The sequence below is a fragment of the Paenibacillus cellulositrophicus genome (assembly GCF_009363095.1).
Lineage (GTDB): Bacteria > Bacillota > Bacilli > Paenibacillales > Paenibacillaceae > Paenibacillus_AQ > Paenibacillus_AQ favisporus.
Genome location: NZ_CP045295.1, coordinates 5,782,547 through 5,799,327 on the forward strand (window position 1 = coordinate 5,782,547; position 16,781 = coordinate 5,799,327).

Below are 16,781 nucleotides of genomic sequence, written 5' to 3' on the forward strand. Positions count from 1 at the left end.
TAATTTACAGTTCTGATTTGTCCTTGTTTTGCAATTTACGCAAGTATTCATCCAGATTATCGAATCTGTCTTCCATGACATGCCGGAAGGATTCCACCCAAGATTCCAGTGCATGGAAGGGCTCGGGCCGCAGTTTGTAGATTCGGCGGTTGGCTTCGGCCTTTACTTCTACAATCCCGTTATCGCTAAGCATCTTTAAATGCTTCGAGGCTTGGGGCTGGCGAAGACTCAAACGGTCGGCGATTTCACCAACGGTCAGAGGACCATCGCGTAAAAGTTCAACGATTCTCATACGATTCGGTTCGGCCAAAGCGCTCAGCGTTGTCATATCCATTACCGGATTCTGCCTTGGCATGTGCTTCACCTCGTTATGGGATGGCTCTTGTTCAATCTCATCTCCTTTATCATGATGTCGTTTTGTTGTTTTAAATATACCTTATGGGGAATATTCTTGTCAAGGAATATTATTTGTATATTATTCATCAATCCGGACGACGAAATCACAAGAGTCAAGGGAACTGTACGCTTGAGCACAGAAAATCCCCGGAAATAAAATTTCCGGGGATTTTTGTTTGGTTATTCTTTGTGCTTCCCTTTTGCTATTCATGGTAATAGATTGCATCATAAGGAAACTCGAACTTCTTCATTCGATATTCTTTGGGTGTCATGGACATATATTCACGAAACACCTTGCCGAAGTAGCTGGGGCTCTCAAAGCCGCATTGTTTGCCAACATCCTGGATCGGCAGATCTGTGGTCCGAAGTAAGGTGACTGCGGCTTCAACCCTCCGGTCTCGCAAATAAGAAAGGGGGGAGGACTGCTCCGACTTCTGGAACAGCCTGCATAAGTAGTGCTTGTTCACTCCGCAGTGTTCGGAGAGCATGTCCAGCGTTATTGGGGAAGCATAATGCTCCTTCATGAAACGCTTGGCTTTCAGCAGGATGGAGATGGAGTTCTCGTTGATGTCTTTGTTTATTTCTCTGCTCGTCTGGACTAGAGTAAGCATCCACTCATAGACAGTACTGGACAGTTGATATTTATCAATAACGTTCTCCTCAGCGATCATGCTTAGAAGCTTCCACAGACCTATAATTAAGGGAGAGTCAGCATCTCTGTGAATGACGGGCCCTTCTTGCCCGATAACAAGATCCCAAATCCGGTTTGCTTCTTCCCCTCTCAAGTTAAGCCATAGAATCTCCCAGGGCGTTCCGTTGTCTGCATAATAGTATCGGTGTCTGCTTGGAACTTTGACCAGAAATCCTGTTCCCTGGTGCAGTGTGAAGCGCTGCTGCTCATAATCCAGGATGCCTTGGCCGTTAAGCGTATATTGAAAAATGACGTGCCCGCAATCCGGACGATCCTCGCCTGCAAAGCTGTACTCCGCGCTCTGGATGATCTGCCAACCGACCGAATCTAATGTCAATATTGAATGATCGTCGCTTCGAAAAGCATAGGATGAAGGGGATACCATGTCGTGACCTCCGCGATCATGAAGTCAATTTTGTTATAGTATAGCGCAATACTTTTAGATTGTCTTTGTCATTGATCACGCATAAGATCGAGGTATCAAGAACAAAGTGGGTGAACCTATGGAGGACAAGAAGTATAAAGCAACGGTGAGGATAGATCTAAGGGAAAATGAATACTGGTGGGGTGGAGCTGTCCAAGATGGAACCTTCATGCCGTTTGGTAGCGAGCCCTATTCACGCGATTTATATGGCGATGCAGCCTATAATCAAGCAGCGCCGCTGCTTCTCTCCAATAAGGGGAGACTGGTTTGGTCGGAGGAACCGTACCGGTTTTCCTTTGACGGCCGAGTACTTGTTATTGAAGGAAAGGAAGAAAACATAAAGGTCGAGGAAGGGGGTAGCACCCTCCGTGATGCGTACCGCCTTGCTTCACAGAAGTATTTTTCTCCTGCCGGCCGTGCTCCGGATTTGCAGTTTTTTACCGTGCCCCAATACAATACGTGGATGGAGATGAGCTATCATCCAACGCAGGACAAGGTGATCGCCTACGCTGAAAACATATTGTCCCATGGGCTGCCGCCAGGCATCCTCATGATTGACGACAATTGGCATGAAGACTACGGTACGCTCAAGTTTCATGCGGGACGGTTTCCCGATCCCCAGGGGATGGTGAACCGGCTTCATGAGCTTGGGTTTCACGTGCTCCTGTGGGTATGTCCGTTCTTCAGTCCGGACGGCGAGGTATACCGCGACTTGAAGAGGCGGGGATATTTGCTGAAAAATCCGGATGGGAGACCGGTTGTTCGCGAATGGTGGAACGGGTTCAGCGCCGTTCTCGACGGCTCAAATCCGGAGGCGGTAAGCTGGTTTGCGGGTGAGCTGGACCGGTTGGTTGAAACGTACGGGATCGATGGCTTTAAGCTGGACGCGGGAGATCCTCAGTATTACAAGCCGGAGGACATCAGCTATCGGCGGGTGACGCCGAATGAGCAGACAGAAGCTTGGGCGCGTCTCGGACTCCGCTATGCCTTTAACGAATACCGGGCATGCTGGAAGCTGGCCGGCCAGCCGCTTGTTCAGCGCTTGAGCGATAAGAACCACAGCTGGGGCAACGACGGATTAGCCAGTCTGATTCCGAATGGACTTGCTCAAGGACTGATCGGATATGCCTTCAACTGCCCCGATATGGTCGGGGGCGGCCAATACGAGGACTTAATTCGCCCGGATTTCAAGGTGGATGCTGAGCTTTTTGTCCGGTACGCGCAGTGCTCCGCTTTGTTTCCCATGATGCAATTTTCTACAGCACCATGGCGGGTGCTGGATGAAGCGCATTTGAACTTATGTATCGAAGCTGCAACGCTGCACTTCCGGATGGGAGACGAAATCGCTGCGTTAGCCCGTCATGCCGCCGAAACGGGTGAGCCGATCATGCGTCATATGGCATACGTTTTCCCGGAAGGGGGCTTCGAGCAAATCACCGATCAATTTATGCTTGGTGATGATATTCTGGTCGCCCCGGTTCTCCAGAAAGGGGCGGCGATCAGGACAATCGCATTCCCTTCAGGGACTTGGTATGGGGATGACGGGTCGCGTGTAACTGGGCCGTGTGAAATAGAAGTTGATGCTTCTCTGTCCAGGCTTCCGTGGTACCGCCGGGAGGAGGGGGCTTCCAACTAGAATCTGCAGTGGAGGGAAGGGCTAAGAGCTCAGCGTTCAGCTGAGCTCTTTTGGTATTATCTACCTTTGATCCGCCTACGGCTAGTTGTCCAGTCGACGTTCCGGGTCAGACCCCGGGCCGTACAGCTTTCGGTAGGTCTCCGGCGTCATGCCTTCCTTCTGCCGAAACGTAGCCACGAAGTGACTCGCGTCGCGGAACCCCACCGCTTCTCCGATGCGGCGCACGGTCCAATCGGGCCGGTAAGGCAGCCATTCCTTCGCCTTGCGGAGCCTTAGCTGAATGAGATAGGCATAAGCCGTCATCCCGAACAGATCGCGAAATCTTTCATTCAGCTGCCGTTCACCGATGCCCAGCTGCGCAGCCATCTCCGCCAAGCCGATTTCCGGGTTGGCGAATTCGTGTTCCAGCCAGTTCAGCAGGCCTTGAACCCGGTCCAGCCGCTTCGAGATGGACGGCCGCTTGTCCGTGCGGGCGTCCGTACGAAGCAGCGTAAGAAATCGGTATAAATCCGCGGAATACCGCCATCCCGACGGATCGCCGCCTGATTCGGCGAACGCCAGCATGCCTTTTAGCTGGTCGGTTATCGGATCATGGCCGGCCTCCCATTGAAACCACTCGGCGGCACTCCAGCCGAGGGAACGGACGAAACTGGCGGCGATACTTCCATGAAAAGTGATATAACCGGTCTGCCAGCCGCCGCCTTTGGGCTCATATCGATGAGGCGTCCCCGGGGCGAGCAGAACGCCCGATCGTTCCGTCATTTTCCACGTGTACCCGTTAATCGATAGTTCTCCCTCTCCATGTAATGTCTGAAGCCAATGGAAATAGGGATAGCCCGAGGGTCTTGCTATGGTCTCCTGGTCGGGTTTGATCCCAATCGTCTCCAGCTGCAGGGGCAGCAGCTCCGATGGGAAGGCGGGAACGACTCGGCGCATCTTATAAAAACCTCCATATTCTTATATAAAATATCCCGAATTTTATATTTTTACAGATATCATAAGCCATTAAGATAGGGTTATCCATTGCAGTTTTATCATATACATTGAGGTGTGACAAGTTGATCAATACGAAAAAGGCGAAAATTTGGTATGGCGGAGATTACAACCCGGATCAATGGGAGAAACCGGTCTGGGACGAAGATTTACGTATGTTCAAGTTGGCTGGTATAGACGTCGTGACGCTCAATGTGATTGCCTGGGCGAAAAGCGGAACTGATGGGACATGATGTATGGATTGTCACGCTCAATCGGTAACATAACGTCTCATGGTAGCTAGCTTTTCAGGCTTGGCAGAGTTACACCTTAAGGGTTCCTGGTTACCGCACGGCTCTATTACGAGAATAGGGGATGAACCGAGATGAAAATAAACGCAAACCTAAGCGATTTGGAGCAATTCGTCGGACGAGTGGCATCGTACACGTTCGACATGGACCTGACGTGGGATTGGCCGGGAGGCGTCGCTTACTATGGCGTCAGCAGAGCATTTGAAGTAACCGGCGAGCAGGCCTACCTTGAAAGGATGAAGGGATGGGTGGATGAATATATCGAAGCCGGTCTCCCGGACTGGACGGTGAATACTTGCGCCATGGGTCACATGCTGCTCACGCTATACGAGCAGACAAAAGATGAGAAGTATGCGGAGATCATTCACAGCAAACTCGATTACCTGGAGAATGATGCACTGCGTTTCGGCGATCGGGTGCTGCAGCATACGGTATCGTCGGGGAACGATTTTCCGGAGCAGTGTTGGGCGGATACGCTGTTCATGGCGGCATACTTCATGCTGCGTGCAGGTATAATGTTTGATAAAAAACACCTCATTAACGACGCCCTGCATCAATTTTTCTGGCATATCAACTACTTGCAGGACGACAATGACGCCCTTTGGTATCACGGCTACAACCATATTAAACAGGACCACATGTCAGGCATTTACTGGGCGAGGGCGAACGCTTGGGCTGCCTATACGATGGCCCGCGCGGCACGTATTCTGCCGGAAGGGTACCTATATCCCCCAATGATGCATATTTGGAGCTCGTTGCGCGATCAGCTAGCCGCGATTAAGAAGCTCCAGAAGGAAGACGGCCTGTGGGGAACGGTTCTGGATTATCCGGAAGCTTACGGCGAGGTATCGGCCACGGCGGGCATCGGGGCGGCCATGGTAACCCAAGGCAATCCTTTGCACGCAAAATATGTGCAGAAGGCGCTTGACGGCCTGCTGGCGAACATTGCCGGCAACGGCCGCGTGCTGAACGTATCGGGCGGCACCGCTGTCATGAATGACATCTCCGGATACCTCGGCATCGACAGGAAATGGGCCCAGGGCTGGGGGCAAGGACTGGCGCTCGCGTTTCTGACATCGGTGATTGAGGAGCTCAAGAAAAATGAAGCGAGAGTGGATCACAAGTCGGTGGATGCTTTGTGAAGGTATGCGAGCTAAACCCTTCGTCTATCAAGGACGAAGGGTTTTTTATGAACAGTGCGTCACTTTTAAGTTAATCTAGAGGTTAATAATATAATGGAAGTTACATCACTCGTCTCAAATAAACATGTAATAGAATCAAGCCAGCCAGCATTACTCCGAGCAGGAGAAGCCGAAAGTCAATCTTTCTTTGAAAAACCGATCGTCCAACCTCGATCATCCCTACCAGTATCGCTGTACGGAGTGAGGTTTCAAGCAGCTGCACCAGCACCAGAAACACCGGTATCCTAGCAAAAGACAACTGGAATGCGCTCAAGCTTATGAGGAACAACAAAAGTGGGGTACCAAGCTTTATTCGAAGCGACTGCTGTGTTCGGTAAGCCCAGATGACAAACAAAGCCCAGAACAGAAGCAGTATCCCATAAATCACAGAAAAGAAACTCATAGCACTTTGAGCCGTTTCAGACACTCCAGCGTGATGGACTTGGCCGTCGCCCCGCTGCTGTCCACATTGGTTGCGAACACCCAATCACCCTGTCTGGTTTCCACATATCCGATATACCAACCGAGGCCCATATCGGATAACCTCGAACCCGTTTTGCCATGGATGGTGTATGCGTCCTGTTCGTTATCGATCATGATCCGTTTGACGGTTTTCATAGTCTGCTCCTGAAAGGGCAGTGTTTCCTCCACAAGTTCCTCTATAAACTGTGCCTGCTCCCTTGCGGATATTTTCAGGCTGCTGTTCAGCCAGAACTGGTCGATTCCGCCGCTGATATCCTGATTCCCATAATGGATGCGGTCCAAATTCTGCTGCATGGCTGTTGTGCCGATATCCCGTGCCATCTCCTGATAGTACCAGATGGCGGAATGCCTCATCGCCGAAGCCAAGGTATGGTCACGATTCCACTCATCAAACGAACGGATCACACCATCCCATCGCTTGACTTCGTATTCATCGGCTACAGCATGTTCGTCCAGACCAATCAGCGCGTTGGGCACCTTGAAGGACGATTCCGGCGTGAATCGCTTCCGGCTCCGGTCCATGTTGTAAATGTGTACTTGATTTGTCCTCAGGTTCTTGATCACGGTGGTGCCCGGAACGCCGTGGAACTGCTGCTCGGCTTGAAACTTCTTGATGACTGCTTTCCCTTTTTGTGCATTCACGGTACCGCCGAGTGGAAGAGTGACGGTCAGTAGAAGAATGACGAGCAGTGCAGCCGTATATCGGATTCGTTTCATCTTGCATTTCTCCTCTCGATTCAGCATAATGGCAACACGGTTATGTCGTGTTGTGTCGAGTATAAGAGAATTGAGGATAGATAGGCACATAGCTTTTCATTAACTGTACCCGTACAGTTGCGCAGGAGGGGGTGATCACGTGCTATACGAGGAAATTGTCCAACAATTTGTCCAGCGGATTCAGAAGGGGCTGCAGCCCCCAGGGAGCAAGCTGCCATCGATCCGGTCCTTGTCTCAAGACCTCGGCTGCAGCAAAAATACCATCCTGAAGGCATACGGAGAACTTGAAAAAAAGCATTGGATTTATTCGGTGCCCCAGAGCGGTTATTACGTGGTTGAAGGCGGAAAGAGTCAAGGCAGACCGGTTGATGAGCATGCGCACCGCATCATTGACTTTCAAGCTGCAGGCCCCGACCGGCATGCAATGCCCTACAGAGATTTTCAGCACTGCATCAACCAGGCAGTTGAGCGTTACAAGGAAGAGATGTTTTCGTATTCGGACGTTCAGGGGTTGTACTCGTTGCGGGTTCAGTTAGCCAGGCATTTGCAGGGGCTGCAGGTATTCACGGTGCCTGAGCGGATTTTTGTCGTCACTGGTTCCCAACAGGCGCTGCACTTGCTCTTAGCCCTTCCTTTTCCCAATGCGAAACATCGTGTCTGTGTGGAACAACCCACACATCCCGGCATGATGGAGTCTCTCCGTCAGCTTGGGATATCCGCGGTGGGGATTGAGGTCGGGGAAGGCGGCATCAATTTGAAGCGCTTAGAGGAACTGTTCAAGCATAACGATATCAAGATTTTCTATACGGTCACCCGGTTTCATAATCCGACAGGCTGCAGTCATACCAATGCTGCCCGGAGGAAGATCGTCGAGCTGGCGCAGCGATACGACGTCTATATCGTCGAAGACGATTATATGGGCGATCTGGATACCGACGCCAAATCCGATCCGATGTTTGCTTTTGACCCGTCCGGCAGGGTGATTTATGTAAAGAGTTTTTCGAAGGTGATGCTGCCCGGATTGCGATTAGGCTTGGCGGTTTTGCCGGATGAGCTGCACGAGTCTTTTACGAGGGCCAAATCCGCGGCCGATGTGCACTCTCCCGTGCTGATGCAGGGCGCGCTTGAGATCTATCTTCAAAGCGGGATGTTTGACATGCATATCGAACGGATGAGGCAGCTGTACAGCCGAAAAGCAGCTCTTCTGCAGGAAGCGTACCGGACCTGGCTGACCGAGCTGGCTAGCTTCTCCCAAGCCGCGTCTGGCTTCTACTCTACGATTACGCTGCCTGCCCCACTCAAGGCTGTGCAGGTTGCGGAGCATCTAAAGCACAAGCATGTACTGGTGGATCCTGCTGATCGCATGTATATGGCGGAGGCGGCCAGTAACAACGTGATCCGTATCAGCGTGTCCCAGGTGAAAGAGGAATGGATTGATGAAGGGGTGCGCATGATTGCCGAAGCGACTGAGGAGCTGATGGGCATGCGGAATCAGGTGAGGTTTGTCTAAGAGCCATTCTGAACATCCCTTGATAAGATCCGCGACTGTCGCTGAAATTTTAATCTACAGGGGTAAGTTCTTGTGCTTTGCCCGTGTAACGAGAGTGTATTCTGGGGTCTTCGGACCTTTTAGGATACACTCCTTTTTTATGAGACAAACTTTCGCAAAAAACGCAGAGAATTGCTTGAATAAAGCGAATCCTGTCAAAAGGATCGAAACGAATAGGCCTGGAGAATTATTTAAGTATACATTGAAAAATAATGATTGTATTAAGAATACTTAAAATATAAAATACATACCGAATATAAATGATAAAGGAGGTTCACAAAGTGCGTCTGCGACTGTTATCAGGTATTTTGTCCGTGGTCATGCTCATTCAGCTTGTTCCGGTATTCAAGGTGCTCGCAGGTCCGTATATACCGGATCTTCCACAGTCCGATCATGTCCTCACAGGCCAGGATTTGATTCCAGCCCTCGTCCTCCACGATTTCAACACGCCCGAAGATGTAGCGTCATGGAAAGCGGGTACGAACACCAAAGAGGTCAAGTATGTGACAAGTATACTTAACGGCCCGAACTCGCCTTATGAGGGAACCGGTGCTCTGGAACAGATCCCGGACCCGGTCAAAGTGTATGAATGGCGCACGATCTATACGGAATACGAGCAGCCGAAGGACCTGTCCGCCTACCGTTTCCTGGCTTTTGCGGCAGATAGCTGGGGTTGGCAGGCCTCTGCAGACTATGTGTTGAAGGTGAAATTGTTCAGTGGAGATGACGAATTTGAGAGCATCGCCCATATCCGCCCGGACCAATGGAAACGGGTCTTTATCCGTCTGGGGGATTGGGGAGGCAAACATGCCGTCACCAAGATGGAAATATCCTTTATGCAAAATTTCGATTTGGAAAATGTGCAGCCGGGGCAGCCGGGATATGACTCCTGGGATGGGCGCTTTCAGATCGATTACATCTGTGCGACGAACGTGATTGATCTTGGGTTTAATCAGGAAGGGGAAACTGAAGGCTTCACCGCCCTGAACGGCTCGGTTCAGGCACAGGACGGGGCATTGGCATACCGCATGGAGGCTGAAGGCGGATACATCGAATCACCGGAAATCAAGATCGATACTACGCAGAGGAACGGCATGACGATCGACATGACGAACGAGACGGGCGCTCAGGAATTGAAAATCCAGTGGCGGACCGAAGGGGGAGCGTGGTCTGACGATCAGGTGAAATCGTTCACCGTTCCGGCCAGCGGCACCTTCTCGCAAGATTTTAACTTCTCGGATCATCCCGGGTGGCAGGGCATCGTCACCGCATTCCGCATCATTCCGGAAGCAGCAGCCGGCACGATCAAGCTGGACCAGATTCGCTTCAGGCAGCTGCCGGAAATGGAGCAGCCGTATGCAGGGAAAGCGGAAGCCAGAATAGATCAGGACGGCAGGATCATCGTGGAAGGAACGGTTAACCCAGATTTTGTGACTGCTCATCCCGAAGGGCAGCTGGAGCTGTTTGAATTGGCGACCTACGAGGATGCGAAGGATGTGCATTCAGCCAAGACGCCTCTTGCACAGACGGCTCTGAGCGAGTCGTTCCGGTTCGAGACGGCTGCGAACGACGGGCAGCGGAGCCGTCTCTACTCCAAATTCGCCGTTGCGTTCCGTGCGGAAGACGGCACATACACCCCAATGGACGCTCCGCAGTATATCACCAATCCGGAAGCCACCGCTCGCAACACCGAGCCCTATCCGGAGGCGCAAAGCATCAAGGGGCTTCAGGTACAAATGACGGGTGACGCCCAGGAGCTTGGGATCAGCCATGCCGCTCTGAATGTAAGCTACAACGAACTGATGTACAAATCTAATAACCATCCGGATAATACGATATCTTACGACCTTGAAGGGGAAACCTTCTATTTCCGCAAAGACCGGATCGAACGCATGGATAACGCCATCAAAAGCTTGTCCGACAACGGCATTATCGTCTCCCTGATCTTAATTATGTATGATATCAAGGATCCCGATTCACCCAATGAGTTCCTGATCCATCCGGACTCCGAGCCTGGAGGGACCGTATATGCGCTCAATACGAGTAATGACATGGGCGTAAAATACGTGAAGGCGGCTACCAAGTTCATGGCGCAGCGTTATTCGATGCCAAGCGAACAATACGGGAGAGCCGTCAATTATATCGTCGGCAATGAAGTCGGCCAGAATAAAGTTTGGAACAATATGGGGCCTAAAAAGGTGGATGCCTACGTCCGGGAGTATGTCCAGACCTTCCGGCTGATCGACACCATCGTCAAAAGCGAGTACGCCAACGCCAGAACGTATGTATCTTTGGATCATTTCTGGAATGAAAAGCTGGACGATGCTTCTCTTTGGAAATACGATAACAAGGTCATTGTCGATAAAATGGCGGAATTGTCGCGTAAAGAAGGCGATTTCGCCTGGAACATTGCCGCGCATCCTTACCCGGAAGATTTGTTCAACCCGCGCTTCTGGAATGATGCCACGGCAACGGATTCGTTTGACACCCAGCGCATTACGTTTAAAAACCTGGGCGTTCTTGTGGATTATATGAAGCAGCCGGAGCTTCTCCGTAACGGGCAGATGCGGCGAATCATCCTGTCGGAGCAAGGCTTCCACAGCTTGACCAATTCGGAAGAACATCAGAAGCTTCAGGCCGCCGCTTATGCCTATGCTTATTATAAAGTGAAGTTTTTGGATGGCATTGACGCTTTCATCCTTCACCGGCATGTTGACCATGGACAGGAGGGCGGGCTTAATCTCGGCTTGTGGACCCATACCCCAGACAGCGTCGTGACGCCGGATCAACCGAAATATATTTATGATGTCTTTAAATATATCGATACGTCCCGCTCGCTGGAAGTAACCGAGTTTGCCAAGCCGATCATCGGGATTTCGGATTGGCGGGAAGCGATTCCGAATTTTGATCCCGGCCAGCTTCAGGACCGGACGATTCCCTCGATCGGTGGCCTCGATTATATTCGTGACGTGCAGAAGCCAAGGGAAGGAAGCGGGTTTGAATCCGGCACCGACGGCTATGCCGCATCGGATGAGGTGCAGGAAGTGAGCAAAGCTTCCGGCGATGCCTTCAACGGAACGGGCTACCTGGCAGCCAGATTCAACAGCCCGTACGCGAAAAATTGGGCCGGCGTGCAGAAACAGTTCACGGAGCCGGTCGATGCCAGAAAAACACCATATTTCACAGCCGCGCTTCGGCTGGCCGATGTGAATCCGGAAAAGGCATATGAGGCGAAGATTATTGTGTACAGCGGATTCGACCGGATCGAAGGAACTGCTAAGCTGGATCTGTCCCAGGGATGGCAGCTGGTTTCTCTTCCGATTGGGGATTGGAAGGGAGCGCAGTCCGTTGACCGGGTGAAGATCTGGGTGCGCTCCGAGGGAGGAGCCCCGTTGACGGGAGAGCTCCGAGTGGATGAAGCCCGTTTTGCCGAAAAAGTGAAATATGATCCTCATTCACCTAACTTGGCAATCTCGGTACAACAGCTGTCGCCCAAGCTTGAGGTTGGGGCGAAGCTTACCGTCACGGTCACCAACCTCGGATCCCAAAAGCTGAACAAGAAGCTGAGGGTGGAGTTCCCCCAAGGAATTCAGGCATCCCCGGGAAGTATTGATCTTGGCGACGTTGGAACAGCGATGAGTAAGAACATCACCTTGGAGATCACCCGATATGCTCCAATAAATGAAAAAGATCTGACATTGTCGTTGGACTATGATTCCCGTGAATTCACTTTTCCTTTGGAGTGATATAAGCAAGGGAGTAGCGTGATTCCTTCAATAAAATCAAGAAATCCGACACAAGAGCGATTATAGGAACATATTACGTACTTGCTCCCATCATCCATTTCAAAGTTCTCAACTTATATAGAAATGACTGTGGTGCTCGGTAGAGTGCCGCAGTCTTTTTTTGATATCGAGCAGTTATCCTTCATCTGAACCAGCTACATCAAAAAGAACAGTATTAAGTTTTAGTATCGCTTCGTCTAATGTATATTTAGTTGTAAACGACTCGTATAAAGTATATTATATAATTAATAAGAATACTTAATTTTAGAAATAATTGCTTACGATATTCGTTAATGGAGGTCGAGCCGCCTATGTGTGACACGGATCCGTTGGGAAGAGCAGAAAGGATGCGGAATCATGTGAGTCGAACGCACGCCGATCAATGGGGAGGCATTGACGGGTTGGGAAGGGAGCTTCCAACGCGGGCAGAAACGGGGCCGAGGCGCGAAGGCAGATACGTAGGTTTATTTTACTTTCTGTGGCTGGGGCAGCACGGAACGTCAGGCCCTTTTGATAACAGCGAAATTCTCGCTAAATATCCTGAAGCGGTATGGGATCCAGCCCACCCCGCCTGGGGGCCGGAAAATGCATTTCACTTCTGGGGCGAGCCTTTGTATGGCTATTATCTGAATGACGATGCCTGGGTGCTTCGCAGACACGTGCAGCTTCTGACGAGTGCGGGCGTGGATTTTATCGTGTTTGACACGACTAATGCCGTTACGTACAAGAAGGTATACGACGTATTGTTTCGCGTGCTGGACGAGGTATGGGGACAAGGCTTTACCGTACCGCAGTTTGCCTTTTACACGAACACGGATTCAGGAACAACGATTGCGGAATTGTACGAAGATATATACAAACCGGGGCGCTATAAGCATCTATGGTTTCACTGGAAAGGCAACCCTTTGATCATTGGTGATCCGGCGGAATGCACGGAGGAACAGCAGGCGTTTTTCACCTTTCGCCTAAATCAATGGCCGAATGAAGAAGCGAAGGTAAACGGTTTTCCATGGATCGAATTTCAGCGGCCGCAGCGGGTGTTTTTTAATGATGAAGGGGAGAAGGAAGTGATCAACGTTTCCGTCGCGCAGCATCCCAGTGTAGCCATGAGCGATACGCCCTTTTACGGGTACGGGGACAATTGGGGGAGAGGTTATCACGAAGGGATGGAGGAACCGGAGGCTGATCTGTACGAATCCATTCATCGGGGCATGAATATCGCCGAACAATGGGAGTTTGCTATTGACGAGGACCCGCAGATCATTTTCGTTACCGGCTGGAACGAGTGGATCGCCATGCGCCTGCAGGGAACAACGGATCGGCCGGTTTTGTTCGTTGATCAAGCTACGCTTGCATTCAGCCGGGATATCGAGCCGATGAAGGGGCGGGTATCAAGACCATTATTATATGCAGTTGATCGGTGATATCCGCCGCTACAAGGGCATGTCCGAACCGGTGGACAGCGGAACCTTCCTGGCTGCAGAGCCGGACTTTACGGCATGGCCGTCTGTACCGGAGCTGTACAGGGACTTTGAAGGGGATACGATGCGCCGGGATCATGCCGGATATGGGAGTTATCATTATTTTCAAGACACGGGCAGAAATGATTTGGTTACCCTGAAAGCCGCACATACGGATCACTGTCTTTATTTTTACGCAAAAACGAAAGATCCCATCACCCATTATACGGACCGTCACTGGATGATGCTGCTCATCCGTAACCGGAGACAACATAGCCCGGGATGGGAGGGGTACCATTACATTGTGAACAGGACAGTCATAGACCGTTCCAAGGCGCTGTTGGAACACAGCACTGGGGGTTGGAATTGGAAAGCGTCGGCAGAGATCCGTTATTTCGTTTCGGGGAATGAAATGTATGTTGAAATCCCGCTCGCACAGCTTCGGGGCGATGAAGCTCCGAAGGACCGGGCGAAAGGAATATGGATCGAGTTCAAGTGGGTGGACAATATGCAGAACGAAGGGGACATCGCAGACTTTTATTTGCACGGCGACACGGCGCCGGAAGGACGATTGAACTTTGTGTACAAATCGGTCGACGAATCATAATTCATAAGCACTCATTTTCTGGATACTTGAGATCAGCACAAGCTGGAGGTAAAGCGATGAATAGAGATAGCTGGAAAGCGGAATGGATTTGGGCAGAGGGAACGGGGAATGAGAATAACGTATATGTGGAAGCGCGCCAATCCTTTGAACTGACGGTACCCTTTACAAAAGCGCTCGTACGGATTTCCGCCAACCAATCCTACAAGCTGTACATTAACGGCATCGAAGCGGGCAGAGGCCCCGCGCCATCCGATTTGTTATGGATGTCTTTCGATACGCACGACGTTGCCGCACTGCTCCGGAACGGCCGGAACTGCATTGCGGTGGCCGCACACAATTTTGGTAAAGACAAAATCGTTACCGAGCAGCGGCAGGGGCCCGGCGGATTGATATGCCAGCTCGACGTTTACGGCGCTGACGACCAAGGGGCAAGCCTGCTGACGGTTGCCAGCAGCTCCGAATGGAAATGCAGGCGGTCCCCCCGGTGGAAAACAGGAGTAAGCCGCCTACACATGTGGGGCGGATACCGTGAATTGATGGATGTGTCCCGGGAAGACGGCTGGGAATGCGAAGATTATGACGATTCCTCCTGGCCGCCCGCGGAAGTGATCGCAGCAGCAGAGCAGGAGGATTCCCCCTGGCCCCGCTTGGTCTCGCGCGATATTCCTTACCTGCAGGAGAACTTGGTATCCCCGGTATCGGTGGTATCGGCTGAATCGTTACTCGGATCCATCCAAACCCCGGAAGCGCAATTAGCTGCTGACACGGCGGAAGGAAGGGGACCGGTGGTCATGGACGCTTCGATTCCCGGCTCTTTCCCCCAGATTACCTATGACTTCGGAGCTGAGATCGTCGGCTATCCGGAGCTTGAAGTTATCGCCGGTGAAGGCGGGGTTCTGCAGCTGTTTTATGGGGAGTCACTGGAATTGGATTTGAGGGATACGTACCTCCTCCGCAAAGGCGTAAACAAGATCACTCCGTTCGGAAGGCGTGCATTTCGTTATCTTAAGGTGGGTGTCATGGCGACGCCCATTCCCGTGCGTATTTGTGACCTTCGAGTCCGTTTTGTTCATTATCCGTACAAGGACGGGGGACATTTCCGCAGCAGCGATGATAAGCTGAACCGGATTTGGGAAGTCGGCCGGTATACGACCATGGTCAACAGCCAGAACCATTTTGAGGATTGCCCTTATCGTGAAGGTGCGTTATGGGTGGCTGACTCGGTTGTCATGGCCAAAGTGGTTTATCAAACGTTCAACGATCCCCGGCTCGTCCGGAAGTCATTGCTTCAGGCGGCGAAAATACAAAACGACGACGGTTCCATACCCGGTACCGGACCGCAACGGAACGCCTATTTGCTGCCCGATTTTTGCGCGCATTGGCTGTTTGGTGCAGCCGAATATTACGATTATACGAAGGATCAGACTTTTTTAGAGGAATTATGGCCGCATATCGTGAAGCTTGCCGCGTGGTTTACGGAGCAGGAAGATGACGCCGGATTGTTTGCCAACGCAGATCGGGACGGCATGTGGTGCTTTATTGACTGGTCGGACGAAATCCACCGGGAGGATCGCGTAACCGCCGTCTCTTGCTTTTATTATAAATTTTTGCATTCGGCCGCCGCGCTGGCGTTTGAGCTGGGGGATGAGGAGCGCGGGAATTCCTATACGCATCAAGCGGCGGAGCTTCGCAAGTCCGTCCGGAACCTGCTCCGGATACCGAATACGGCGATTTATGCAGACTGTTTGAATGGAGATGGTCTTTCCTCCAGTATCACGGCACAGACCAATTTTGCGGCAGCCTGGTCGGGAATCATGGATGAGGAGGAAATATCCGTGTTCTTGCAGGAGTATTACTTGAAAGGACGGCTTCCGCAAATTCGTGGAGCGTTCTTTTATCATATCGTGCTTGAGACTCTTTTCCGTTATGGTTATGCTGCGGATGCCGTACGCATCATCCGAAATTATTGGGGCGATATGCTGGATCGGGGTGCGACAACCTGGTGGGAAACCTTTGATCCGACGCTCCCCTTTTCGACTACGCCAAGCCCCTACCTTGGGCATACGCCAACCTATTTGGAGGACGCTGTTCCGGTAAGTCTATGCCATGGCTGGGGAGCATCACCGACGTATTTATTGAACAGGGAGCTGCTTGGGATTGATATTTCAAAGGCCGGAGATGATCAGGTTACGCTCAATCCCAACGTAGTGACGGAAGTCGAGTGGGTAGAAGGGTCGGTGGTCACCCGTTACGGGAAAATCAGTGCGCAGTGGAAAAGGGATGAGGACGGCATTTGCCGCTTTGAGGCTCGCATACCCGCGCCAATGGCATGGGAGGCGCCAAGGTTGGGCGACATATCCGTGTCTATGGATCGGGATCATGTCCACGTTCGAGGAACGGTTCCGGTTACTGAGGCAGCACCAAAGCGAACACCATTGGTCGATTGCAGCGGATAACGACAAGCACATTCAATTTAATAAGCTGCGCAGCTGCAGCATGATGAAAAGGGCTGAAAAATTTCAGCCCTTTACTTAATTCCGTCAAGCTCAAATAAGTACTATTCGGCCAG

The 16,781-nt window shown here is 51.4% G+C and carries 11 protein-coding genes and 1 pseudogene; 8 read left to right on the top strand and 4 right to left on the bottom strand.

Annotated elements, in window-relative coordinates; genetic code table 11:
• Positions 1 to 4: 4 nt before the first annotated feature.
• Together GCU45_RS26395 and GCU45_RS26400 are read right to left on the bottom strand one after the other, a co-directional pair.
• Positions 5 to 355 carry an ArsR/SmtB family transcription factor gene (locus GCU45_RS26395; protein ID WP_152401718.1) on the bottom strand — a complete coding sequence of 117 codons (351 nt, stop codon included), beginning with the start codon at positions 353 to 355 and terminating at the stop codon, positions 5 to 7.
• Positions 356 to 599: 244 nt separating this feature from the next.
• The gene (locus GCU45_RS26400; RefSeq protein ID WP_152401720.1) at positions 600 to 1,472 is read right to left on the bottom strand and encodes an AraC family transcriptional regulator; all 873 of its coding nucleotides are present in this window, start codon (positions 1,470 to 1,472) and stop codon (positions 600 to 602) included.
• Positions 1,473 to 1,680: 208 nt separating this feature from the next.
• On the opposite strand from GCU45_RS26400, the gene GCU45_RS26405 reads away from it, so the two are divergent.
• Positions 1,681 to 3,147, top strand: a complete 1,467-nt coding sequence (locus GCU45_RS26405) for a glycoside hydrolase family 31 protein (RefSeq protein WP_244364278.1) — start codon at positions 1,681 to 1,683, stop codon at positions 3,145 to 3,147.
• Between the two features lie 81 nt (positions 3,148 to 3,228).
• On the opposite strand, the gene GCU45_RS26410 is transcribed toward GCU45_RS26405, so the two are convergent.
• The gene (locus GCU45_RS26410) at positions 3,229 to 4,083 is read right to left on the bottom strand and encodes an AraC family transcriptional regulator (protein ID WP_089546283.1); all 855 of its coding nucleotides are present in this window, start codon (positions 4,081 to 4,083) and stop codon (positions 3,229 to 3,231) included.
• 122 nt (positions 4,084 to 4,205) lie between these two features.
• On the opposite strand from GCU45_RS26410, the pseudogene GCU45_RS26415 reads away from it, so the two are divergent.
• A pseudogene (locus GCU45_RS26415) lies at positions 4,206 to 4,349 on the top strand (beta-galactosidase); the annotation flags it as partial.
• A gap of 155 nt (positions 4,350 to 4,504) precedes the next feature.
• Positions 4,505 to 5,572 (top strand): glycoside hydrolase family 88/105 protein, encoded by a 1,068-nt coding sequence (locus GCU45_RS26420; protein WP_152401724.1) that lies wholly within the window; start codon positions 4,505 to 4,507, stop codon positions 5,570 to 5,572.
• 438 nt (positions 5,573 to 6,010) lie between these two features.
• Here the strand turns inward: GCU45_RS26420 and blaOXA are convergent, their stop codons facing one another.
• Positions 6,011 to 6,811 (bottom strand): class D beta-lactamase, encoded by an 801-nt coding sequence (gene blaOXA / locus GCU45_RS26425; RefSeq protein WP_152401725.1) that lies wholly within the window; start codon positions 6,809 to 6,811, stop codon positions 6,011 to 6,013.
• A 139-nt stretch (positions 6,812 to 6,950) separates the two neighbouring features.
• Between blaOXA and GCU45_RS26430 the strand changes: the two genes are divergently transcribed.
• The 5 genes from GCU45_RS26430 to GCU45_RS26450 all read left to right on the top strand — a co-directional run bounded on the left by GCU45_RS26430 (position 6,951) and on the right by GCU45_RS26450 (position 16,668).
• Entirely contained in the window at positions 6,951 to 8,321 is a 1,371-nt protein-coding gene (locus GCU45_RS26430; protein WP_152401727.1) for an aminotransferase-like domain-containing protein, read from the top strand.
• 320 nt (positions 8,322 to 8,641) lie between these two features.
• Positions 8,642 to 12,106, top strand: coding sequence for a DUF5722 domain-containing protein (locus GCU45_RS26435; protein ID WP_152401729.1), 3,465 nt, complete (start codon positions 8,642 to 8,644; stop codon positions 12,104 to 12,106).
• Positions 12,107 to 12,504: 398 nt separating this feature from the next.
• The gene (locus GCU45_RS26440; protein WP_152401732.1) at positions 12,505 to 13,569 is read left to right on the top strand and encodes a hypothetical protein; all 1,065 of its coding nucleotides are present in this window, start codon (positions 12,505 to 12,507) and stop codon (positions 13,567 to 13,569) included.
• Positions 13,553 to 14,212, top strand: coding sequence for a hypothetical protein (locus tag GCU45_RS26445; RefSeq protein WP_152401734.1), 660 nt, complete (start codon positions 13,553 to 13,555; stop codon positions 14,210 to 14,212). The genes GCU45_RS26440 and GCU45_RS26445 overlap by 17 nt, the downstream gene beginning before the upstream one ends.
• A gap of 56 nt (positions 14,213 to 14,268) precedes the next feature.
• Positions 14,269 to 16,668, top strand: coding sequence for an alpha-L-rhamnosidase-related protein (locus GCU45_RS26450; RefSeq protein ID WP_152401736.1), 2,400 nt, complete (start codon positions 14,269 to 14,271; stop codon positions 16,666 to 16,668).
• Positions 16,669 to 16,781: the final 113 nt, after the last annotated feature.